The following is a 24,051-nucleotide window of genomic DNA, read 5'->3' as shown; positions in this document are numbered from 1 at the left end:
CGCGATGAGGCCCGTCCATTCACCATGAATCTCAACCATTGCCCGGTACATTCGGCCAAAGATCCGCCACCAGAAACAACCGCTCTGCCTCTTCCCAATCCCCCTCGGCATTCTCGATCAAACGCACCAGCAACTGCGCCGGCGCCAGCGGCTCCAGCTCGCTGAGCCACGCCTCCAGTTGTTCCGTGTTCCAGGTCTGCTCCACCGGATAATGCGCCGGCGCCAGCCAGGCATGGCGGGGCAGGGGTTGCCAGCGCCCGAGCGGACGCTGTGCGACAAAATCCTTCCAGTCCTTTTGATGCAGCCAGCTTCCGCGTAAATGTTGCGGATGTGCGCCGTCCGGTGGTTGGGACTGCCCCGGCCACGGATACAACAAATACCCGCCCAGCCACAAATGCGCACTGAACTGCTGAATGTCCAGCGCCGCCAGCACTTCACGGCTCTCGGGCCGGGCGGAAATGGGCAACTGATGCTGACTCAGGTGAGCCAGTTTACGGTCCAGCCGATCGTGGCAACCCGGGCCCAGCCAATGTGCCGTGTCGTGCCCGTCGCCGTCTTGCGGGCCCAGGTAAAGCTTGATTGCCAGTTCCAGGTGATGCACGCCGTCGCGATCACGCAGCAGCATGTCCAGCTCGCCCAGCGTATGCCCCTCGCGGCGGATCGGCATATTGGCGGCAATCAGATCGATGCCCGGGGCATGCCGCACGGCGTATTGCCACAGCCGTTCATAGTACAGACCCAGGCGCCGGGTCCGGGCCTGGGCCAGCCAGTGCAGCAAGTCATAACTGTCGCGATCCAGTTGCCGCAGCCAATGCTCCAGCCGTTCCGGCGCCTGCACCCAGTCACTGCCGGCCAGCGGATGGCGTTGCGGCCACGGCGTAACCTCCAGCATCGGCGGCGCAAGGATGACCCACGCCAGGTCACGCACTTCCGGGTGGCGCAACTGGTGGGGTAACTGCAGCAAATCGGGAAATAGGATCATCTTGCGAGCATAGCCCTAAACATGAGTACACCCTTGTGGCTGAAAGGATTTTGTCTATCCCGCGCTTTCGCCCATAATCGTGTTTTTCGCCGTCGCAGGCCCCCGCGTCCCAATAGGAGCCCCATGGAGCAATTTCGTAATATCGGCATCATCGGTCGCCTGGGCAGTTCGCAGGTGCTGGATACCGTCCGCCGACTGAAACGGTTTCTGCTCGATCGTCACCTGCACGTGATCCTCGAAGACACTATCGCCGAAGTGCTGCCGGGTCATGGCCTGCAAACCTCGTCGCGCAAGATGCTCGGTGAAGTCTGTGACATGGTGATTGTGGTCGGTGGTGACGGTAGCCTGCTCGGCGCTGCGCGCGCACTGGCCCGGCACAATATTCCGGTGCTCGGCATCAACCGGGGCAGCCTGGGTTTCCTCACCGATATCCGCCCGGACGAACTCGAAGTCAAAGTCGCCGAAGTGCTCGACGGCCACTATCTGGTGGAAAACCGCTTCCTGCTGCAGGCTGAGGTCCGCCGTCACGCCGAGGCCATCGGGCAGGGCGATGCACTGAACGATGTGGTGCTGCACCCCGGCAAATCGACGCGGATGATCGAGTTCGAGCTGTACATTGATGGACAGTTCGTCTGCAGCCAGAAGGCCGACGGCCTGATCGTCGCCACGCCGACCGGTTCGACCGCTTACGCACTGTCGGCGGGTGGCCCGATCATGCATCCCAAGCTCGACGCTATTGTGATTGTGCCGATGTACCCCCATACCTTGTCAGGCAGGCCAATTGTGGTCGATGGCAACAGTGAGCTGAAAATCGTCGTGTCCAAGGATATGCAGATCTACCCGCAAGTCTCCTGTGACGGGCAGAACCACTTCACCTGCGCGCCGGGTGACACCATCACCATCAGCAAGAAAGCGCAGAAGCTGCGGCTGATTCACCCGCTCGACCACAACTACTACGAAGTCTGCCGGACCAAGCTCGGCTGGGGCAGCAAGTTGGGGGGTGGAGGCGACTGATGCTCGATCCCGCACGAAGTTACGACCTGATCGGTGACGTGCACGGATGCGCTCTGACCCTTGAGCACTTGCTCGACCGGCTCGGTTATCACAAACAAGGTGGTGTCTGGCGGCATGCGTCGCGCATGGCGGTGTTCGTTGGTGACATCATCGACCGTGGCCCGAGGATTCGCGAGGCGCTGCACATCGTCCACGATATGGTCGAGGCTGGGCAGGCGTTGTGCATCATGGGCAACCACGAATTCAACGCACTGGGCTGGAGCACGCCGGCACCTCCGGGTAGCGGCAAGCAGTTCGTTCGTGAGCACACCCCGCGTCATGCGCGCCTGCTGGGCGAAACCCTGACCCAGTTTGAAGATCACCCCGGCGACTGGCATGACTTCCAGCAATGGTTCTACGAATTACCCCTGTTTCTGGATGCCGGGCGCTTCCGCGTGGTACACGCCTGCTGGGATTCGGGCCTGATCGAACCGTTGCGCGCGCTGTTTGCCGATGGTTGCGTCGATGAACATTTCCTCCAGGCGTCGGCCGTGCCGGGCAGCTTTGCCTGCACCGTGTTCGACCGCCTGCTGCGCGGCACCGACATGCGCCTGCCTCACGGTTTGACCATGACCAGCGGCGATGGCCTGACGCGCTCGTTCTTCCGCACCAAGTTCTGGGAAGACGACCCGCAAACCTACGGCGACATCGTGTTCCAGCCGGACGCCTTGCCGGAACCCGTGGCCCGAACGCCGCTGTCCTCCACCGAAAAAGACACCTTGTTGCGCTATGGCATTGACGAGCCCCTGCTGTTCGTCGGCCACTACTGGCGCAGCGGTAAACCGGCGCCGATCCGCCCGAACCTGGCCTGCCTGGATTACAGCGCGGTGCTCTACGGCAAACTGGTTGCCTATCGTCTGGACGGGGAAACCCGGCTCGATCCGCACAAGTTTGTCTGGGTCGATGTCGAACGCCCCGAGGCCTTGCGATGAGCGCCGTTCCGGTATTGCGCCTGCCGCTGGCGGTGGATCTGAGCGGGTTCGTCATACTGCTGCAACGCATGCAGGTGCCGCATAGGGTCAGCGAAGAGCAGGGCGAGCAGGTGCTGTGGGTGCCCGCCAGTATCAGTGAAGACGTTCGTGCGTTGTACGAGCGTTTCCCGGCGGGTGATCCCGATCACCAACTCGACATTCCGGTGGCGAAAACCACAAAACGCCCCGGTTTCACCGAGCAATTGCGTCACGCCAAAGCAACTGCACTGGTGCTGTTGCTGAGCCTGATCGTCGGCGCGGTGACGCTGCTGGGCGAAAACCTCGACACCCTGCGCTGGCTGACCTTCCTCGATTTCCGGGTGGTCGGCGAGTACATCCATTTTGTGCCACTGGCTGACAGCCTGGCGGCGGGGCAGTGGTGGCGTCTGGTGACGCCGATGCTGATCCACTTCGGTTTCCTGCACCTGGCCATGAACGGCATGTGGTACTGGGAGCTGGGACGGCGCATCGAGTCGCGCCAGGGCGGCATCAACCTGATCGGCCTGACCTTGCTGTTTGCCCTCGTGTCCAATTACGCCCAGTTCGTTTTCAGCGGCCCCACCTTGTTTGGCGGGTTGTCCGGTGTGCTGTACGGCCTGCTCGGGCATTGCTGGATCTTCCAGATTCTGTCGCCGAACCGGGCTTATCGCCTGCCGCGCGGCGTACTGGTCATGATGCTGATATGGCTGCTGCTGTGCCTGTCCGGGCTGGTCTCGATGATCGGCTTCGGTGAAATTGCCAACGCCGCCCACGTCGGCGGGTTGCTCGTCGGATGCCTTACCGGTTTGTTGGGCGGTTTGTACAACCGCCGTAAACTGGCCGTCCAGAATCGTATGTGAATCAAAGAGCGCGGAGACCTTGATGTCCTCTTTTAACGAAATGATCAAAAACATCACCCCGGATATCTACCAGAGCCTGAAACTGGCGGTGGAAATCGGTAAATGGTCGGACGGTGGCAAACTCACCGCCGAGCAACGTGAACTGTCGCTGCAAGCGATGATCGCCTGGGAAATCCAGAACCTGCCGGAAGAAGAGCGCACTGGCTACATGGGCCCGCAGGAGTGCAGCTCCAAGTCGATTACCGTACCGAATATCCTGTTCAAGTCGGATGCCATCCATTGATCGAGATTGGCCGCGGTGCAGTCAGTAAAATGTCGGCTCGCCTGGACGGGTCCGACGTGCAGTACGCGTTTCGTCTGGGCGAGGTCGAGGTGCCGGTCAATCCGTTGATCGGCAGCACGGTTCGCCTGGAATACCTGGGGGCGATCTTCTGTTCCCATTGCGGGCGCAAGACCAAAACCAGTTTCAGCCAGGGTTACTGCTACCCGTGCATGACCAAACTGGCGCAGTGCGACCTCTGCATCATGAGCCCGGAGCGTTGCCACTACGACGCCGGCACCTGCCGTGAACCGGAGTGGGGCGAGAAGTTCTGCATGACCGATCACATCGTGTATCTGTCGAACTCGTCCGGGATCAAAGTCGGGATTACCCGCGCCACCCAGCTGCCAACCCGCTGGATCGATCAGGGCGCCCGTCAGGCGTTGCCGATCATGCGTGTTTCGACCCGCCAGCAGTCGGGCTTTGTCGAAGACCTGTTTCGCAGTCAGGTGGCGGACAAGACCAACTGGCGTGCTTTACTCAAGGGCGAGGCGATTTCGGTGGATCTGGCCGAGGTTCGCGATCAGCTGTTTGATAGCTGCGCCGAAGGTTTGCAAGGTTTACAGGAACGATTCGGCCTACAGGCAATCCAGACTATTGCCGACATAGAGCCGCTCGAAATCCGCTACCCGGTTGAGCAATACCCGGCCAAAATCGTCAGTTTCAACCTGGACAAAAACCCGATTGCCGAAGGCACGCTGCTGGGGATCAAGGGCCAGTACCTGATTTTCGACACCGGCGTGATCAATATTCGTAAGTACACGGCTTATCAGCTCGCCGTGCATCAGTAAGGACTCCAGCATGCGCACCGAACAACCGAAGATGATCTATTTGAAAGACTATCAGGCGCCCGAGTACCTGATCGACGAAACGCACCTGACCTTCGAGTTGTTCGAGGACCACAGCCTGGTCCATGCGCAACTGGTGATGCGCCGCAATCCTGAGCGGGGTCCGGGCCTGCCGCCCCTGGTACTCGATGGTCAGCAACTCGAGTTGTTGTCGGTGACCCTGGCCGATCGCGAGTTGAGTGATGCCGATTACCAACTGACCGAGAATCACCTGACCCTGCAGCCGACCAGCACCACGTTCACCGTCGACACCAGCGTCAGGATCCACCCGGAAACCAACACCGCGCTGGAAGGCCTGTACAAGTCCGGCACGATGTTCTGCACTCAGTGCGAGGCCGAAGGTTTTCGCAAGATCACCTATTACCTCGACCGCCCGGACGTGATGAGCAAGTTCACCACCACGGTGGTCGCCGAGCAGCACAGCTATCCGGTGCTGCTGTCCAACGGCAACCCGATTGCCAGCGGTCCAGGCGAAGACGGCCGTCATTGGGCCACGTGGGAAGACCCGTTCATGAAACCGGCCTACCTGTTTGCGCTGGTGGCCGGTGATTTGTGGTGCGTCGAAGACACCTTCACCACCATGACCGAGCGCTCCGTGGCGCTGCGCATCTATGTCGAGCCAGAAAACATCGACAAGTGCCAGCACGCGATGAACAGCCTGAAGAAGTCCATGCGCTGGGACGAAGAGGTCTACGGTCGCGAGTACGACCTGGACATTTTCATGATCGTTGCGGTCAACGACTTCAACATGGGCGCCATGGAGAACAAGGGGCTCAACATCTTCAACTCCAGCGCCGTGCTGGCTCGCGCCGAAACGGCGACCGACGCCGCGCACCAGCGCGTGGAAGCGATCGTGGCCCACGAGTACTTCCACAACTGGTCGGGCAACCGCGTGACCTGCCGCGACTGGTTCCAGTTGTCGCTGAAGGAAGGCTTCACGGTGTTCCGTGATTCGGGTTTCTCCGCCGACATGAACTCGGCAACCGTGAAACGCATTCAGGACGTGGCTTACCTGCGCACCCACCAGTTCGCCGAAGACGCCGGTCCCATGGCTCACGCCGTTCGCCCGGACAGCTTCATCGAGATCTCCAACTTCTACACCCTGACCGTGTATGAAAAGGGCTCGGAAGTGGTCGGCATGATCCACACCTTGCTCGGCGCCGAAGGGTTCCGCAAAGGCAGCGACCTGTACTTCGAGCGCCATGACGGCCAGGCCGTGACCTGCGACGACTTCATCAAGGCCATGGAAGATGCCAACGGTGTCGACCTGACCCAGTTCAAACGCTGGTACAGCCAGGCCGGCACGCCGCGTCTGGCAGTGAGCGAGTCCTACGACGCCGCCGCGAAGACCTACAGCCTGACCTTCCGCCAGAGCTGCCCGCCAACCCCGGACAAGGTTGAAAAACTGCCGTTCGTGATTCCTGTCGAGTTGGGCCTGCTGGACTCCAAAGGCGCGGCCATTGCCTTGCGTCTTTCCGGCGAAGCCAGCGCACAGGGTACTTCGCGGGTTATATCGGTGACCGAAGCCGAGCAGACCTTCACGTTCTTCGACATCGCTGAACAGCCTTTGCCTTCGTTGCTGCGCGGCTTCTCGGCGCCGGTGAAACTGAGCTTCCCGTACAACCGTGATCAGCTGATGTTCCTGATGCAGCATGACAGCGACGGCTTCAATCGCTGGGATGCCGGTCAGCAACTCTCGGTTCACGTGCTGCAGGAACTGATCGCTCAGCAACAGAAGGGCGAGACGCTGGTCATGGATCAGCGTCTGGTTTGTGCGTTGCGCACCGTGCTGTCGGACGAAACGCTGGATCAGGCGATGGTTGCCGAAATGCTGTCGTTGCCGGGTGAAGCGTATCTGACCGAGATCAGCGAAGTGGCTGACGTCGATGCTATCCACATCGCCCGCGAATTTGCCCGCAAGCAATTGGCGGACGGCTTGTTCGAAGCGCTGTGGCTGCGTTACCAGGCCAACCGTGATCTGTCGAAACAAACCCCGTACGTGGCCGAGGCCGAGCACTTTGCTCGTCGCGCCTTGCAGAATATTGCGCTGTCTTACCTGATGTTGAGCGGTAAGCCTGAAGTCCTGGCGGCGACGCTTGAGCAGTTCGAGACCAGCGACAATATGACCGAGCGCCTCACAGCGTTGGCCGTGCTGGTCAACTCATCGTTCGAAGAAGACAAGGCGCGGGCGCTGGCGAGTTTTGCCGAGCACTTCAAGGACAACCCGTTGGTCATGGACCAGTGGTTCAGCGTTCAGGCGGGCAGCACCTTGCCGGGTGGGCTGGAGCGGGTCAAGGCGTTGATGGAGCATCCGGCGTTCAACCTCAAGAACCCGAACAAGGTGCGAGCCTTGGTTGGTGCGTTTGCGGGGCAGAACCTGATCAACTTTCATGCGGCGGACGGGTCGGGTTATCGCTTCCTCGCGGATCTGGTGATCGAACTGAACGGCTTCAACCCGCAGATTGCTTCGCGCCAACTGGCGCCGCTGACGCGCTGGCGCAAATACGACGACGCTCGTCAGGCATTGATGAAAGGCGAGCTGGAGCGGATTCGCGCTTCGGGTCAGCTGTCCAGCGATGTGTTTGAAGTGGTCAGCAAAAGCCTGGCTTGAGTCTGGTTCGTTCCCACAGGGTTCACCCTGGACCTTGTGGGAGCTGGCTTGAACTGCGATGACGGGGTATCAGGCGACGAGTTTTTTGATGGTGTACATATCCATTCCTGCGGTAACGGCCGCTTAGGGTTTCGCCCTTACGGCGACTCACTTTTTTTTCAAACGCCAAAAAAAAGCAAGCAAAAAAAGGCTCGCCCCGAGCGTCCGGCCCCTCGCTGAGGCTCGGCGTTCCTTCGCTCCGGTATTCATCCGGGGACACTGCCCTCCGGTCTGCTTCGCGACGACCTACATGCAGCGTGTTCGACTGCGTCGAACGGCGCTGCGCGCCACTCCCCGGATGAACACCTCCACTCAGCCTCCCGAAGGGGCGGGTGGATCAAGATCAAGAGCTGCAGGCGAGCTAACGCTCGGCCTGATGAGTGGTGAAAAGCAAAAGCTACCGCGAGCCCCCTGTGGGAGCTAGCCTGCTAGCGATGGAGGTCCAGACACCACGTTCATTCAGACCGCACGCGTCATCGTTAACGACCATCGCTGTCAAGCCAGCTCCCACAGGGAAATGCGTACGCTTCAAATGACAGGCCGGCCGGTAGGCCGCCTCGCGGTGCTGTGGCGGCGGTCGCCCCCTCGTTAGGCCGAGTGGAGGTTCTGCGCAGAGGGCAACCCGGCATGGATGCCGGGTTAGCCGCCCCCGGCCATGGATGGCCGATGGCGGCGGGCCCACGGAGCAGGACCGGAAGGAGGGCATGCCGAGCCTTGGCGAGGCACCGAACGAAAGGGGCAAAAGCGTTTGGTTACTTGGCGCTTCTCCAAGTGACCCGCTGTAAGAGCGGAACCAATAGCCGCCGTTACCGCAGCAACGGATATGTACACCAACCACCAACCCAATCACCCAACCTGATACCCCACCATTCAGAACAAACCCATCCCATCCGGGTTAACAAAACATAACGTGGCGTCGATTGTCAGACCTTTCCAAACACCGATAGGATAAGCCAGCTTCCGAAGGGGCTCTGGATTGCGGGTTTCAGGACTATGCTCCTAACCATTCAATCCCGATGAGCACCCCTAACGGCGCCCTGAAAGGTTGAACGACCTAACAATAATAATGGGGGAAGGTCTATGAGTGAGCCTGTCATGGGTGTGGGTACCTGCCGCCCGCCGGCACTGCGCAAATTCGCGTTGCTGGCTACAGCGCTCTCGCTGTTGGGCTGTGCCATGTTGTCGGCACCTGTGCTGGCCGCCGCGGCGCCAGCATCTGACGTTGTCTATTCCGTTGAATCCGCCAAGGCCAGCAAAAGCCTGATGCTCGATGTCGTGCACGCCGGCAAGCGCCTGGTAGCGGTCGGCGATCGCGGGCACATCCTGTATTCCGATGACCAGGGCGCGACCTGGACCCAGGCCAAGGTGCCGACCCGGCAACTGCTGACCTCGGTTTATTTTGTCGACGACAAGCACGGCTGGGCCGTCGGCCATGACGCACAGATTCTCGCCAGCGAGGACGGCGGCGTCACATGGACCAAGCAGTTTGAAGATATGAAACGCGAATCGCCGCTGCTCGACGTCTGGTTCCAGGACGCCAGCATCGGCTTCGCCGTGGGCGCTTACGGCGCGCTGCTGGCCACCACCGACGGCGGCAAGAACTGGGAAGACGCCAGTGATCGCCTCGATAACGAAGACCAGTACCACCTCAATGGCATTGCCGCAGTCAAGGATGCCGGGCTGTTCATCGTCGGTGAGCAGGGCAGCATGTTCCGCTCCGCCGACTGGGGCCAGACCTGGGAAAAGCTTGAAGGCCCATACGAAGGCTCGCTCTTCGGCGTGATCGGCACCGCTCAGGCCAACACGCTGCTGGCCTATGGTCTGCGCGGCAACCTGTTCCGCTCCACCGACTTCGGCAGCACCTGGGAACCGGTCGAGCTGAAAGCCGCCCGCGGTGCACTGGAGTTCGGCCTGTCCGGCGCAACCTTGCTCGATGACGGCTCCATCGTGATCGTCGGCAATGGTGGCAGCGTGATCCGCAGCGAAGATAACGGCGAAACCTTCAGCGTGTTCAACCGCCCGGATCGCATATCCGTCGCGGCGGTGACTGCAGCGGGCAACGGCAATCTGATCCTGGCGGGACAGGGCGGCGTTCGCGTCACCTCGCCAACCGGCGCCAGCGCCGAGAATGGAAAAAACGGGTCGTCCAAATGAGCCGGGCAAATAATAAGAAGGCGGGTCTATGACATCCTTGAGCAGCCATCACCAAGACAAGGCGACGTTTCTTGAACGCCTGATTTTCAACAACCGCCCGGCAGTGATCGTGATCTGCCTGCTGGTGAGCATTTTCCTGTTCTGGCAGGCGACGCTGATCCGGCCGTCCACCAGTTTCGAAAAAATGATTCCGCTCGAGCATCCGTTCATTCAAAAGATGATGGAGCATCGCAACGATCTGGCGAACCTGGGCAATACCGTGCGGATCTCGGTGGAAGCCACCGACGGCGACATCTTCTCCAAGGAGTACATGGAGACCCTGCGCCAGATCAACGACGAGGTTTTCTATATCTCCGGCGTCGATCGTTCGGGTCTCAAGTCGCTGTGGAGTCCGAGCGTACGCTGGACCGAGGTGACGGAGGAGGGCTTCGCCGGTGGTGAGGTGATTCCGCAGAGCTACAACGGCTCCCAGGAAAGCCTCGATCTGCTGCGCAACAACGTGCTCAAGTCCGGGCAGGTCGGGCGTCTGGTGGCCAACGATTTTAAGTCGAGCATCGTCGATATCCCGCTGCTGGAGTCCTACCCGGATCCGCAGGACCAGGGCAAGTTACTGGCCCTGGACTACCGCAAGTTCTCCCATGAGCTGGAAGAGAAGATCCGCGACAAGTTCGAGAAACAGAACCCCAACGTGCAGATCCACATCGTCGGCTTCGCCAAGAAAGTCGGCGATCTGATTGATGGTCTGGTGATGGTGGTGATGTTCTTCGGTGTCGCCTTCGTCATCACCCTGATTCTCTTGTACTGGTTCACCAACTGCATGCGCAGCACCGTGGCGGTGTTGACCACGACGCTGGTGGCGGTGGTCTGGCAGCTCGGTCTGATGCACTTCTTCGGCTTCGGGCTGGATCCGTACTCGATGCTGGTGCCGTTCCTGATCTTCGCCATTGGTATTTCCCACGGCGTACAGAAGATCAACGGCATCGCGTTGCAGTCCAGTGAAGCCGACAACGCGTTGACTGCGGCGCGGCGCACCTTCCGCCAATTGTTCCTGCCGGGGATGATCGCGATCCTTGCGGATGCGGTGGGCTTCATTACGCTGCTGATCATCGACATCGGAGTGATTCGCGAGCTGGCCATCGGCGCATCGATTGGCGTGGCGGTGATTGTGTTTACCAACCTGATCCTGCTTCCGGTGGCGATTTCCTACGCCGGCATCAGCAAGCGCGCTGTCGAGCGCAGCAAGAAAGACGCGCACCGCGAACACCCGTTCTGGCGCCTGCTGTCGAACTTTGCCAGCCCGAAAGTCGCCCCGGTGTCGATTGTCCTGGCCCTGTTGGCCTTCGGTGGCGGCCTCTGGTACAGCCAGAACCTGAAAATCGGCGACCTCGATCAAGGTGCCCCAGAGCTGCGTCCGGATTCGCGCTATAACAAGGACAACAACTTCATCATCAGCAACTACTCCACCAGTTCCGATGTGTTGGTGGTGATGGTCAAGACCAAGTCCGAAGGTTGCTCGCGCTACGAAGCCATGGCGCCGATCGACGAGCTGATGTGGAAGATGCAGAACACCGAGGGCGTGCAGTCGGCGATCTCGCTGGTGACCGTGTCCAAGCAGATGATCAAGGGCATGAACGAGGGCAACCTGAAGTGGGAAACCCTGTCGCGCAACCCGGACGTGCTGAACAACTCCATCGCCCGGGCTGATGGTTTGTACAACAACAGTTGCTCCCTGGCGCCGGTGCTGGTGTTCCTCAACGATCACAAGGCTGCAACGCTGGATCGTGCGGTCCATGCCGTTCAGGACTTCGCCAAGGAGAACAACAAGGAAGGCCTGGAATTCATCCTCGCGGCGGGTAACGCCGGTATCGAGGCGGCCACCAACGAAGTGATCAAGGAATCCGAGCTGACCATCCTGATCCTCGTCTACATCTGCGTCGCGACCATGTGCATGATCACCTTCCGGTCCTGGGCGGCGACCTTGTGCATCGTGTTGCCGCTGGTCCTGACCTCGGTACTCGGCAACGCCCTGATGGCCTTCATGGGCATCGGGGTGAAAGTCGCGACCTTGCCGGTGGTGGCATTGGGTGTGGGGATTGGCGTGGACTACGGCATTTACATCTACAGCCGTCTGGAAAGCTTCCTGCGTGCCGGACTGCCGTTGCAAGAGGCGTACTACCAAACGCTGAAGTCCACCGGTAAAGCCGTGTTGTTCACCGGCCTGTGCCTGGCGATCGGCGTCTGCACCTGGATTTTCTCGGCCATCAAGTTCCAGGCCGACATGGGCTTGATGCTGACCTTCATGCTGCTCTGGAACATGTTCGGCGCGTTGTGGCTGCTGCCGGCGCTGGCACGGTTCCTGATCAAGCCGGAGAAACTGGCAGGGCAGAAGGGCAACTCGTTGTTCGCTCACTGACCTCAGGCGAAAACAAGAAGCCGCAACCCGGGTTGCGGCTTTTTTATGGGCGATTGAAAAACTCAGCGCGGTTGCAGCGGCAAGAAATCGCGGCTGGCCAGTTCCTTGCTGATGATCCCATGATGAATAGCGATTTGTTGCTTCGGATCTTTTGCCTTGGCCATGGCCGATTCGTAGGTTTCGAAACGTTGCTCCCTGGTTTTCAGGTGCGCCTGGGTGTAGTCAGCCTTGGCATCCTCTGCGTTGGCATAGTGGAAGTGCGCGTACCACCAGGGTTGATTTTCTTTATTCAACAAGACGTACTCCTGCATGAAATCCTTGCGTCCGGTTTTCAGCTGAACCCGTTGGCCGATGATTCGCGCAACCATCGCATTGTTGCGCAGCAGAAACTCCACACCCTCGCTACTGGGCGGCCGGGCGAGGGTCATGCGAGTGCGAAGCTCGCTCGCCTTGGTGTCTAGGTTGCGCGCCTTTTCCCGGAGGCCGTCGATCAGCGAAACGTCGGGAGCCTGGTTGGCCGGAGGACTTTCGTGCTGTTCCAGGCTATCGGCGTACCCGATCAGTTTTTGTGCTTCGCGCTGCAGTTGTTCTTCGATTTCCTTGGGAGAACTGGCGCGTTGGGCGTAACCCTCGATCTTTTGCACGTGTTTATCGGTATCGGCCAAGGCTTTGCGCGCGTCACCCTTGAGCTGCTGATAGGGGCGTGGCGCCTTGGGTGTCGGGGGCCTGGCATCGACAACTTCCACCCAGACATTGGGCTCGTGTTCATGAAACGAGGCCAATGGCTTTTCCTCGAAAGGGTCATTGATGTCGACAATGTCTCCTCCCTGGTTGGCGACTCGTTGGCGAAGATCTCCGATAAACGCGCCCTTGGCGGTATTGATAACCCGCTTGCGGCTGGCCCATGAATAAGGACGCTTCACCGGCGGCCTGGGCCCGGATGCAGAAGTGGACGGCTCCTCCGATTGCGGCTGCAGTTGAAGCGCTTCCGCCAGACGTCGCTCGGCATCCACGCGTAGCTGATCAATGAGCTCGCGCAGCCGATTGAACGGGTGTGTTTGCAGTTCATCGGTACTGAAAATGCCAATCGTCTCAAGACCATCCTGGGCCTTGTTGTACTGATCGACCAGGTTGTCCAGTACGGCGATCCGGTCACTGTTGATGTAGGTGTGCTCCGTTTGCAGTTCGGCATGGGAGCGAGACAACAGCAACAGGGGGCTGAGGGTACGTTCGAGCACACTCATGGTATTACTTCCCAGGGCCTTGAGACTGAGCAGGCGTAAGACGCTCAATTGGTAGCTCTTGATTCGCAGTGCCGTCATTTCATCTTCGGGCCTGTTGCCGGTCAGCCGCTTCCAGTACTCCATGCCCAGGCGAGGGATCTGCTTGAGTTCCAGCAGCCGACTGTCTACCTGTTCAAGAAGCTTGATCATGGTTTCGTTGATTTCGGCGGTTTTGCGCATGAACTCAAAGTAGCGATCCAGTATCCCGTCACCCTCGCGGGTGATCGCTTCATGCAAATGCCTGACACCCCCTCTCAGGTCTGCGTACTGGCGATCTACAGCTTCGCGCTCCCAGTCAGTAATGACGACCCGTTTGCGAGCGTTGTTGATGAGGTTTTCAGACAGGCTGCACAATTGCAAAGGGTCGGGATCGGATTTGGTCAGTTCGTTCAATTCCCTGATCTCGGCCAACAGCGTGGCGTAGCTTTCGGTCTGTTTGTCCAGTTCATCAACGAAGCGTTGCCTATACGTTGCGCGATCGAGCTCGGTGCTGGCAGGGTCGTTTTTTTTCAGCTGCATCAAGTTCTCGGCAATGTCGACACGCTTCTGCACCCGGGCTTGTTGGTCCACGAACTCCTGGCGATTCAGTTCCAGCAGACTGATGCGTTGTTGCGTCATTTCACGCTGGGCGTTGATTCGCGCGTTGCGCCCGCCGCCGAGCAGTTTCAACCCTTGATCCAGGGTCCAGTGGCCATTGCCATCGGTCTTGAGCTTGATTCCCGGATGATCCGGGTGCTCGGGGTGTATCAGATACGCCTCGCCGAAGCCGGGCACGATACTGACGCGAAACAACAGGCCGGCGACGGTGGCGTGCCATGTGTTGCCGATCCGGTACAAGCCTTTGAAGGCGCCAGTTGTAATAGGCACAGGCAGAGGTGTCGGCCATGGCACCTGGACCTCTCGTAACGTGTCGAACAACCGGGCCGATGCGGAATCGCGAGCGCTCGACAGGTTGAAGTCGAGCAAGGTATTGCCACTGCCCGGCGGCTCGGAAGGCAGACCCGGGGTGTCCTCGATGATGGTCGATTCGGTGGGCCATGTGAATGTCTGTGAAGGCCGGCGCAGGGAGGCGAGGGGGCCCGGAAAATCCGTCGCCGCGCTGTCGGATAGTGCCGGGGCGCCTTGCTCTCGGGCCACATGCAGCAGCAGCAGACCAATGTTCAACAGCACATCGATCCATGCCTGGTTCCGCGCCTTCGGGTCATCACTGTCAAGCGCCGGGAGATCATTGATCAGGCTGTGGGCGATTTGCAGCATCCAGCCCACGACCATGGCGGGGCCGCGCAACAACGGCAGAATCACGTTGTTGAATACCAGCCAGCCTCCCTCGAGGATGATTGCCCAACGACTCTCGGCATTCGACACCGATTGCCGGTCCGCCAGATCAATCAGTGCACGTGCGTTGCTGACGAACAGACTGGTCAGCAATCGACCTTCTTCCAGTGCGGTGAACCAGTCACCGACTGCTTCGTCGCCTGCGAGAATCGCCGGTTCCGGTTTTTCCGGAGGTGAAAACTCGTCGCCATTATGGAAGTGGACAATGTGAGGTTCGGTGAATCCGTTGTTGTCGTAGACCGGCCGTGCGCGATCCGGCAGCCAGGTCAGCACACTGGTTTGCAACGGGCCGGTTTGCGCAATGGCACTCAGCAGCTCCTGACGGCTGGGGTATTGGTGCAGGGAGTCGGGGTAAAGCGGTCGGAAAAGAATATGCGGGCCGTCCGCCTTCAAGTCTTTCGGCTCGATGATGAACATGTTGCTGACGACATCGCAGGTGGCGCCGGTCTTGCGTTGAAATGCCAAAGGCCTGATGACAATCGACTGCTCCTCAACCATTCGCTCGGCAGCCAGCGGTTGGAACAACGCTTCCACATATCGATAACCCAGGAGGCTGAAGCCGTGCTCACCCTTGATCGAGTGTTCCAGGGCACGCAGCGGCAAATGCAGGCTCAGTTCCAGGCCGAAAAGCCGCAGGCGCTCCCTGGCTTCGGGGTTCTGCCCAAGCAGTTGCGCTTCGAGGTACTCGGGGTAGTGTTTTCCGACATCGACCCGACTCACCAGATCCAGTAAATAGGCCTCGGTGGTCCAGTCTTGAATCAGTTGGTTCCCGGTGTGGCGGATGGTCATCCGGCCTCTGGGTTTGCCGGCAAGATTGTTGATTGCCAGATCGGTCAGCGACATTTGCACGGGTTTGAGGTAGCCGCTGCCCAAGTCGCCGACGGGCACATGAAAGGTCAGTTCCAGCTCATCGGACTTGTAGCCGGGTGCCAGGGGCTGGTCCTTGAGCATTTGCGCGTGCAGTGCATTTCTGGCGAACGTGCGAAGGTCAACGACGCCGTCGCGCAACGAACGTCCCTGCGTCTGTTGTTGGGTGCTGGCCATCGATAACATGTGTTTGCGCCACGCCATACGACCTGTGTCACCCGCGCCCCGCAACCATTCGGGAATTGTCGCTTGCAAGGTCTGAAGGTTTGTCGGGTGGTTCTCGCTGGTGATAAACCGTGCGGCGACATCGGTGATCGCGTCAAACTGCTTTTCAAGGTCAGCCAGGCTTCGGCGTGCAGGCAGTTTGAGCGACTCCAGGTCTTGCAGTTGCCGGTTCAGCAGCAGGGCCGCCTGAGTATCAAAGAGGTTGCCGTCCGGTGCAAAACGCTTCCACGTGATGGCGTCAGCCATGAAGTCATGCTGAAGCCGCGCGCTCCATGCCGTGCCAAAGGCTTGCCGGGACGGGAAGGACTCGATATCGCCGGTCACGCTGCACAACAAATGGGTATCGCCGCAAATCAACAGGATATCCGGGGTCTGCAGCGTGATAGTCACGTCGCCTCTGCTCAACGTGACTTGAAGCGTGCAGGCTTCAATAGCACCTTTGGCCCAGGGTCGCTGAAGGCGTTGACGTTTGTCGGGTTGGCGGGTCAACTCCATGAGAATTTCGGCCTGCGACGCATTATTCGTCGCAAGACGCGTCGCGGAGGTTTTCAACACGCCGGCGAGCAGATCCCCCAGCCATTGCCAGCGGCTGACGCCGGTCTGGTCTTTTTCGTTCCAGCAGTCGGTCAATGATTCCTGAGCGCCGATATAGAGAATGTCGGGTAACTCGCGAATGACTTCCGCGATCACTTGCAGGTCAGGCAGCCGCGATGTCGTGTTGTTGACGGCGAGTCGTGCAGGGGCACGGTTAGTCAAAAAGCAGCTGCGACCGAATTGCTCGCTGAAATCGGGGAATGTACCGCTGGCCAGAAACTCAAGCACCACGTCAATAAGCGGTGTGAGCCGCCAGGCCCCACCCGGGATCGGTTGGGCAATCCTGGTTCGGTCAGGATCGAATGCCAGTTGCGGGTATTTTCCCAGAATACCGTCCTTGAGCATGCGGGCGGTTTGCGAGCGTAATGTCGGCCGGGTGTTGAATCGGGTGCGGACTGCACGCGCGATGATGTCGGTGTTGCTTGCGGTGGCGGGCGGTGATGCAGGTGTGGGCATGATGCAATCCTTTGCATGAGTGGTTGCTCAACGTAAAACCGAATCGAAAGGGATGTGCGGTAGCGGGTTACCGCACATTGATCGATTCGATCGGCATGAAGCATGCGTTCAGGCCAGAAACAGAAAAGCCGCAACCAGGGTTGCGGCTTTTTGTATCTGGAACTCTGCAAGGGGATCGCGTTTTTATGACGAATCGGCGCCCAACACCACATTCAGCGCACTGCGCGCATCATCCAATTGCACCAGCGTCGCGTGCCGTGCACCCAGCGCATCGCGGTTCTCGATGGCCGTGAGAATCGCCTTGTGCCGTGGCAGTGCAAGCTCATGCAGATTCGGACGCTGGTTGGAGTGCTTCAATGCTTCGGCGATCGCCACCGACAGCATGTTGCACAGGTTCGCCAACAGGTCGTTGTGGGTGGCATCGGCGATGCGGCTGTGGAAGTCCAGGTCCGGTTGCAACAGGGCTTCAGGCGTCGGCGCGGCTTCCATGCGTTGGTAGGCTTCACCGATGGAGGCGATGTCCGCGTCGGTGGCGAACTGCGCGGCGAGGGCCGCCGCTGCCGGTTCGATGATGCTGCGCACACTGGTCAGCAAATCGAAGAACTGATTCTGCGGGCTGCTTTGCATCAGCCAGTGCAGCACGTCCGGGTCGAGCATGTGCCATTCCTTGCGCTGCTTGACCACTGTGCCCACTCGCGGACGGGAATACACCAGGCCTTTGGCGACCAACACGCGAGTGGCTTCGCGCAGCACCGGCCGGCTGACCGCGTATTCCTCGCACAACAGGGCTTCGGCGGGCAACTTGTCGTCCGGCTTGAAGCGTCCCGAGACAATCTGCATGCCCAGTTCCTGGACGATGCGCGAGTGCATGCTTTTGCGGTCGGAGGGTTTGCGGTAATCCATGGGGAACGGCGCGATCCTGTGCGATGGAGGTGCCGCGCATGATAGCAGGCGTGGCGGGCATTCATCAGATTCGAAATCTGCGAATGCCTTGTGGCGAGGGAGCCTGTCCGAGAAAACGCAGCTGTGAGTATTGGGGCCGCTTCGCGGCCCAACGGGAGCAAGCTCCCTCGCCACAGGTTCTGTTGCGGTTGCAGAGTTCTCAGGGGGTTAGTGCGAGTGGCGTGGCACCTCGGAGCCACGGCAACCGACCAGGAAGTCAAAGTCACACCCCTGATCCGCCTGCAGCACATGGTCGATGTACAGCTGGCGATACCCGCCGACGATCAGGTTTTGCGGCGGTTGCAGATCGGCCATGCGCGCCGCCAGTTCCGCATCCGGAATGTCCAGGTGCAGCCGGCCATTGGCGCAGTCCAGCTCGATCCAGTCGCCTTCCTTCACTGTCGCCAAAGGCCCGCCGGCCGCCGCTTCCGGTGCCACATGCAAAACGACCGTGCCATACGCCGTGCCGCTCATGCGCGCATCGGAAATGCGCACCATGTCGGTCACGCCTTGCGCCAACAGTTTGGCCGGCAAGCCCATGTTGCCGACTTCGGCCATGCCCGGATAACCCTTCGGTCCGCAGTTCTTCATCACCAGAATCGAGTTGGCATCGACGTCCAGCTCGGGGTCGTTGATCCGCGCCTTGTACATGTCGAAGTTTTCGAACACCACCGCGCGCCCGCGGTGCTGCATCAATTCGGCACTGGCGGCGGACGGTTTGAGTACGGCACCGAGCGGCGCAAGGTTACCGCGCAATACGCAGATACCGCCGTCGGCGCGGATCGGGTTGTCGAGGGTGCGGATCACTTCGTCCTGGCCGTAGATCGGCGCGTCCTTGGTGTTTTCGCCGAGGGTCTTGCCGTTGACGGTCAAGGCATTCGGATGGGGGATCAGGTTGGCTTCGCCGAGGCGACGCAGCACCGCAGGCAAACCGCCGGCGTAGTAGAACTCTTCCATCAGGAAACGCCCGGACGGTTGCAGGTCGACGATGGTCGGCATGCCGCGACCGATGCGGGTCCAGTCGTCCAGGTCCAGTTCGACGCCGATGCGCCCGGCGATGGCTTTCAAATGGATCACCGCGTTGGTCGAACCGCCAATGGCCGCGTTCACACGAATGGCGTTTTCGAAGGCTTCCTTGGTGAGGATTTTCGACAGCCGCAAGTCTTCGCGAACCATCTCCACTGCACGCATGCCGGACATGTGCGCCAGTACATAACGGCGCGCATCCACCGCCGGTATCGCCGCGTTGTGGGGCAGGGAAGTGCCGAGCGCTTCAGCCATGCAGGCCATGGTCGACGCGGTGCCCATGGTGTTGCAGGTGCCCGCGGAGCGGGACATGCCGCCCTCGGCGGCGAGGAAGTCATCGATGGTGATGGTGCCGGCCTTGACCTGTTCGCTGAGCTGCCAGACCACGGTGCCCGAGCCAATGTCCTGGCCCTTGTGTTTGCCGTTGAGCATCGGCCCGCCGGTGACCACGATCGCTGGCACGTCGCAGCTGGCGGCGCCCATCAACAAGGCCGGGGTGGTTTTGTCGCAGCCGGTCAGCAGCACCACGCCATCGATGGGGTTGCCGCGAATGGCTTCTTCAACGTCCATGCTCGCCAGGTTGCGGGTGAGCATGGCGGTCGGGCGCAGGTTCGATTCACCGTTGGAGAACACCGGGAATTCCACCGGGAAACCACCGGCCTCGATCACGCCGCGTTTGACGTGTTCCGCAATCTGGCGGAAATGCGCGTTGCACGGGGTCAGTTCCGACCAGGTGTTGCAGATGCCGATGATCGGCTTGCCGTGGAACTGGTGGTCGGCGATGCCCTGATTCTTCATCCAGCTGCGGTACATGAAGCCGTTCTTGTCGGCCGTGCCAAACCATTGGGCGGAGCGCAGGGTGGGTTTCTTATCAGACATGATCGATTCTCTTATTGTATGACTATATTGTTCGAGCTGAGGCGTAACATAAGCGCAATTTCGCCGCTTTGGAAGTGTTGCTTGCTTAAATAGTATTACTATATAGTCGGGCTCAACGGAGGGATGGCCCTGGCGGTTTTCCGCGAGAGGTGTCCCCCGAGGTTCTATAACAACAACAATCGGAGACCGATCTCATGAGCCAGGAACTGCGGCTTATACGTCGCATCACGCTGAAACTGATTCCCTTCCTGATCCTGCTGTACCTGATCGCCTATGTGGATCGCTCCGCCGTAGGCTTCGCCAAGCTGCACATGGGCGCCGACATCGGTATCGGCGACGCGGCTTACGGCCTCGGTGCCGGGTTGTTTTTCATTGGTTACTTCCTGCTGGAAATCCCCAGCAACCTGATGCTCGAGCGCTTTGGCGCACGGCGCTGGTTTGCGCGGATCATGGTCACCTGGGGCGCCATCACCATCGGCATGGCGTTCGTCCAGGGACCGCACAGCTTTTATGTGATGCGCTTTCTGCTGGGCGCCGCCGAAGCCGGGTTCTTCCCGGGCGTTCTGTACTACATCACCCAATGGTTCCCGGTTCGCCATAGAGGCAAGATCCTCGGCTTGTTCATCCTGTCCCAACCGATCGCCATGCTGATCACCGGCCCGGTGTCCGGCGGCCTGCTGGGTATGGACGGCATTCTTGGCCTGCATGGCTGGCAGTGGCTGTTCATCGTCATCGGCACCCCGGCGATCCTGCTGACCTGGCCGGTGCTGCGTTGGCTGCCGGATGGTCCGCAACAGGTGAAGTGGATGGATCAGCCCGAGAAAGACTGGCTGGCCGGCGAGCTGAAAAAAGACCTGGAAGAATACGGCCAGACCCGACATGGCAATCCGTTGCATGCGCTCAAGGACAAACGCGTGTTGCTGCTGGCGCTGTTTTATCTGCCGGTGACCCTGAGCATTTATGGGCTCGGCCTGTGGCTGCCGACGCTGATCAAACAGTTCGGCGGCACCGACCTGGTCACCGGTTTCGTGTCATCGGTGCCGTACATTTTCGGGATCATCGGCTTGCTGATCATTCCGCGCAGTTCCGATCGCTTGAATGATCGCTACGGCCACCTGGCGGTGCTCTATGTGCTGGGTGCCATCGGCCTGTTCCTCAGCGCCTGGCTGACGGTGCCGGTGCTGCAACTGGCGGCGTTGTGCTTGGTGGCGTTCGCTCTGTTCTCCTGCACGGCGGTGTTCTGGACCTTGCCCGGCCGGTTCTTTGCCGGCGCCAGCGCGGCGGCGGGGATTGCGTTGATCAACTCGGTGGGCAACCTCGGCGGCTACATCGGCCCGTTCGTGATTGGTGCGCTGAAGGAATACACCGGGAACCTGGCGTCGGGGTTGTACTTCCTTTCGGGGGTGATGGTGTTCGGGTTGGTGTTGACCGGCGTGGTTTATCGGTTGCTGGAGCGTAAGCATGTGCTGCCGGCCGACCAGTTTGCTGCCAGCGCACGTGGTGCCACCCGCACCTGACAAGAAAGAAACAATCACCGCCGCTGCCATAGGGCCGTGGTGTTCTGATCAATAGGAGAAGTCTCATGCGTCTGGTTCAATTCGAATTGATTAACGGCGAGCGCCGCGTCGGCGTGGTCGAGGACGATCGGGTCCGTGAAGTACAAGACGCGCGCACGGTGCGCGATGTGGCACTGGCGGCGATCGAGGCGGGCGTCAATCTTGAGCAGCAGGTACGAACCCTGGGCCTGGGCATCAGCCATGACTATGCACAACTGCTGGCCGAACTGCGCATCCTGCCACCGCTGGACCATCCGGACCCTGCGCACATGCTTGTCAGCGGCACCGGCCTGACCCATTTGGGCAGCGCCTCGGCGCGGGACAAGATGCATCAGCAGGCCGGCGACGAAGCGGCGATGACCGACACCATGCGCATTTTCAAATGGGGCGTGGAGGGTGGCAAACCGGCAACGGGGCAGGCCGGCGTTCAACCAGAGTGGTTCTATAAAGGTGACGGCAGTATCGTCGTGCGCCCCGGCCATCCGTTCCCGCTGCCACCCTTCGCTGAAGACGCCGGCGAAGAGCCCGAGCTGAGCGGCCTCTACGTCATCGGCCACGATGGCAAGCCGTATCGCCTCGGGTTCGCAGTGGGCAACGAGTTCTCCGACCACGTCATGGAACGCAAGAATTACCTGTACCTGGCCCACTCGAAATTGCGCAGTTGCAGTTATGGCCCGGAATTGCGGGTCGGTGAACTGCCGGAACATCTGGCGGGCACCAGCCGCATTTTGCGTAACGGCGAAGTGCTGTGGCAGAACGAGTTTCTCAGCGGCGAGGCCAACATGTGCCACAGCCTGGAAAACCTCGAGTACCACCATTTCAAATACAGCCAGTTCCTGCGTCCGGGGGACGTGCACATTCACTTCTTCGGCACCGCGACCCTGTCCTTTGCCGACGGTATCCGCACCCGACCGGGTGACGTGTTCGAAATCAGTCAGGCCGAGTTCGGCGCACCGTTGATCAACGGTATTGCACCGGTTGCAGCGGCGTTCGAGCCCGGCACCATCGGCACTCTTTAAGGAGACATGCATGACCCGGATTCTTGGTCACAACTACATCGGCGGCCAGCGCAGTGCCGCCGGCGCCGTCAAACTCCAGAGCATCGACGCCAGTACTGGCGAAGCGTTGCCTTACGATTTCCTCCAGGCCACGCCGGAAGAAGTGGATGCCGCCGCCACGTCTGCCGCTGCCGCTTACCCGGCGTTTCGCAGCTTGAGTGCCGAACGCCGTGCGCAATTTCTCGATGCCATTGCCGACGAACTCGACGCCTTGGGCGATGAATTTGTCGCCGTGGTTTGCCGCGAAACCGCATTGCCCGCAGCGCGCATTCAAGGCGAACGCGGTCGCACCAGTGGCCAGATGCGCCTGTTCGCCAAGGTCCTGCGTCGCGGTGATTTCTATGGTGCGCGGATCGATCGGGCATTGCCGGATCGCAAGCCGTTGCCACGCCCCGACCTGCGTCAGTACCGCATCGGCCTCGGCCCGGTTGCCGTGTTTGGCGCGAGCAATTTCCCCCTGGCCTTTTCCACTGCCGGTGGCGACACCGCTTCAGCCCTGGCCGCCGGTTGCCCGGTGGTGTTCAAGGCCCACAGTGGTCACATGGCGACGGCCGAGCAGGTTGCGGATGCGATCATTCGCGCCGCCGAAAAAACCGGCATGCCGGCCGGTGTATTCAACATGATTTACGGCGGCGGGGTCGGTGAAGCGCTGGTCAAGCATCCGGCGATCCAGGCCGTCGGTTTTACCGGTTCGCTCAAGGGGGGTCGAGCCTTGTGCGACATGGCTGCAGCCCGTGCGCAGCCGATCCCGGTGTTCGCCGAGATGTCGAGCATCAACCCGGTGATCGTGTTGCCGCAGGCGCTGGAAGCCCGGGCTGAAACCGTCGCCCGTGACCTGACGGCTTCGGTGGTTCAAGGCTGTGGCCAGTTCTGCACCAACCCTGGCCTGGTAATTGGCATTCGCTCGCCGCAGTTCAGTGCATTCGTGCAGCAGGTGGCGGGGTTGATCAACGATCAGCCGGCGCAAACCATGCTCAATGCCGGGACGTTGAGCAGCTATGGCAAAGGCCTGCAAAAACTCCTCGCGCATCCGGGCATCGAGCATCTGGCCGGCCAGGCGCAACAGGGCAACCAGGCCCGGCCGCAACTGTTCAAGGCTGATGTCAGCCTGCTGATCAATGGCGACGAGGTGCTGCAAGAGGAAGTCTTCGGCCCGACCACGGTGTTTGTCGAAGTGGCGGATCAGGCGCAACTCAGCGCCGCGTTGAACGGGCTGCACGGGCAACTGACGGCGACGATCATTGGCGAATCAACCGACTTCGAACAGTTCGGTGAACTGACAGCGTTGCTGGAACAGAAGGTTGGGCGGATCTTGCTCAACGGCTATCCGACTGGCGTCGAGGTGTGTGATTCGATGGTCCATGGCGGCCCGTACCCGGCGACGTCCGATGCGCGTGGCACGTCGGTGGGCACGCTGGCGATTGACCGTTTCCTGCGGCCGGTGTGCTTCCAGAATTACCCGGACAGCTTGCTGCCGGAGGCTTTGAAGAATGGCAATCCGCTGCGCATTCAGCGGTTGGTGGATGGCCAGCCTTCGCGTGAGGCCCTCTAACGGCTAAACACCCATCACTGTGGGAGCGAGCAGGCTCGCTGCCACAGTT

Annotated in this window: 15 protein-coding genes; 11 read left to right on the top strand and 4 right to left on the bottom strand. The window is 60.3% G+C overall.

The window, feature by feature from the left end; all coding sequences use genetic code 11:
- Positions 1-31: 31 nt before the first annotated feature.
- Positions 32-982 carry a DUF1853 family protein gene (locus tag ACM6IQ_RS05975; RefSeq protein ID WP_017338275.1) on the bottom strand — a complete coding sequence of 317 codons (951 nt, stop codon included), beginning with the start codon at positions 980-982 and terminating at the stop codon, positions 32-34.
- A gap of 123 nt (positions 983-1,105) precedes the next feature.
- Here ACM6IQ_RS05975 and ACM6IQ_RS05970 point away from each other — a divergent pair, with 123 nt between their 5' ends.
- From ACM6IQ_RS05970 to ACM6IQ_RS05935, 8 genes are all read left to right on the top strand, one after another.
- The gene (locus tag ACM6IQ_RS05970) at positions 1,106-1,996 is read left to right on the top strand and encodes an NAD(+) kinase (protein ID WP_007906781.1); all 891 of its coding nucleotides are present in this window, start codon (positions 1,106-1,108) and stop codon (positions 1,994-1,996) included.
- Complete coding sequence (locus tag ACM6IQ_RS05965) at positions 1,993-2,967, top strand: metallophosphoesterase (protein WP_193393031.1); 975 nt, start codon at positions 1,993-1,995, stop codon at positions 2,965-2,967. Before ACM6IQ_RS05970 ends, ACM6IQ_RS05965 begins: the two co-directional genes overlap by 4 nt.
- Positions 2,964-3,845, top strand: a complete 882-nt coding sequence (locus tag ACM6IQ_RS05960) for a rhomboid family intramembrane serine protease (protein ID WP_414878260.1) — start codon at positions 2,964-2,966, stop codon at positions 3,843-3,845. The genes ACM6IQ_RS05965 and ACM6IQ_RS05960 overlap by 4 nt, the downstream gene beginning before the upstream one ends.
- A gap of 22 nt (positions 3,846-3,867) precedes the next feature.
- Positions 3,868-4,128, top strand: coding sequence for a YeaC family protein (locus ACM6IQ_RS05955; RefSeq protein ID WP_017338278.1), 261 nt, complete (start codon positions 3,868-3,870; stop codon positions 4,126-4,128).
- A complete protein-coding gene (locus ACM6IQ_RS05950) occupies positions 4,125-4,955 on the top strand; it encodes a DUF2797 domain-containing protein (RefSeq protein WP_017338279.1) in 831 nt (276 codons plus the stop codon). The genes ACM6IQ_RS05955 and ACM6IQ_RS05950 overlap by 4 nt, the downstream gene beginning before the upstream one ends.
- A gap of 10 nt (positions 4,956-4,965) precedes the next feature.
- Positions 4,966-7,623 carry an aminopeptidase N gene (gene pepN, locus ACM6IQ_RS05945; protein WP_017338280.1) on the top strand — a complete coding sequence of 886 codons (2,658 nt, stop codon included), beginning with the start codon at positions 4,966-4,968 and terminating at the stop codon, positions 7,621-7,623.
- Between the two features lie 1,119 nt (positions 7,624-8,742).
- Positions 8,743-9,816 carry a WD40/YVTN/BNR-like repeat-containing protein gene (locus ACM6IQ_RS05940; protein WP_031318832.1) on the top strand — a complete coding sequence of 358 codons (1,074 nt, stop codon included), beginning with the start codon at positions 8,743-8,745 and terminating at the stop codon, positions 9,814-9,816.
- Positions 9,817-9,844: 28 nt separating this feature from the next.
- The gene (locus ACM6IQ_RS05935) at positions 9,845-12,229 is read left to right on the top strand and encodes an efflux RND transporter permease subunit (protein ID WP_017338442.1); all 2,385 of its coding nucleotides are present in this window, start codon (positions 9,845-9,847) and stop codon (positions 12,227-12,229) included.
- A 62-nt stretch (positions 12,230-12,291) separates the two neighbouring features.
- Here ACM6IQ_RS05935 and ACM6IQ_RS05930 read toward each other — a convergent pair whose 3' ends face one another.
- The 3 genes from ACM6IQ_RS05930 to ACM6IQ_RS05920 all read right to left on the bottom strand — a co-directional run bounded on the left by ACM6IQ_RS05930 (position 12,292) and on the right by ACM6IQ_RS05920 (position 19,836).
- Complete coding sequence (locus tag ACM6IQ_RS05930; RefSeq protein WP_414878259.1) at positions 12,292-16,989, bottom strand: dermonecrotic toxin domain-containing protein; 4,698 nt, start codon at positions 16,987-16,989, stop codon at positions 12,292-12,294.
- A gap of 183 nt (positions 16,990-17,172) precedes the next feature.
- Complete coding sequence (locus tag ACM6IQ_RS05925) at positions 17,173-17,892, bottom strand: FadR/GntR family transcriptional regulator (RefSeq protein ID WP_017338444.1); 720 nt, start codon at positions 17,890-17,892, stop codon at positions 17,173-17,175.
- A gap of 207 nt (positions 17,893-18,099) precedes the next feature.
- Positions 18,100-19,836 (bottom strand): IlvD/Edd family dehydratase, encoded by a 1,737-nt coding sequence (locus tag ACM6IQ_RS05920; RefSeq protein WP_414878258.1) that lies wholly within the window; start codon positions 19,834-19,836, stop codon positions 18,100-18,102.
- Positions 19,837-20,030: 194 nt separating this feature from the next.
- Between ACM6IQ_RS05920 and ACM6IQ_RS05915 the strand changes: the two genes are divergently transcribed.
- The 3 genes from ACM6IQ_RS05915 to ACM6IQ_RS05905 all read left to right on the top strand — a co-directional run bounded on the left by ACM6IQ_RS05915 (position 20,031) and on the right by ACM6IQ_RS05905 (position 24,002).
- Complete coding sequence (locus tag ACM6IQ_RS05915) at positions 20,031-21,353, top strand: MFS transporter (RefSeq protein WP_017338446.1); 1,323 nt, start codon at positions 20,031-20,033, stop codon at positions 21,351-21,353.
- A 65-nt stretch (positions 21,354-21,418) separates the two neighbouring features.
- Positions 21,419-22,411 (top strand): AraD1 family protein, encoded by a 993-nt coding sequence (gene araD1, locus ACM6IQ_RS05910; protein WP_017338447.1) that lies wholly within the window; start codon positions 21,419-21,421, stop codon positions 22,409-22,411.
- Positions 22,412-22,421: 10 nt separating this feature from the next.
- The gene (locus ACM6IQ_RS05905) at positions 22,422-24,002 is read left to right on the top strand and encodes an aldehyde dehydrogenase (NADP(+)) (RefSeq protein WP_414878257.1); all 1,581 of its coding nucleotides are present in this window, start codon (positions 22,422-22,424) and stop codon (positions 24,000-24,002) included.
- The last annotated feature ends 49 nt before the right edge of the window (positions 24,003-24,051 follow it).

The sequence above is a fragment of the Pseudomonas sp. IT-P100 genome (assembly GCF_949767185.1).
GTDB classification, from domain to species: Bacteria; Pseudomonadota; Gammaproteobacteria; order Pseudomonadales; family Pseudomonadaceae; genus Aquipseudomonas; species Aquipseudomonas fluorescens_B.
Note: the sequence above shows the minus strand (reverse complement) of the source record. Positions and strands in the feature narration are given on the sequence as shown.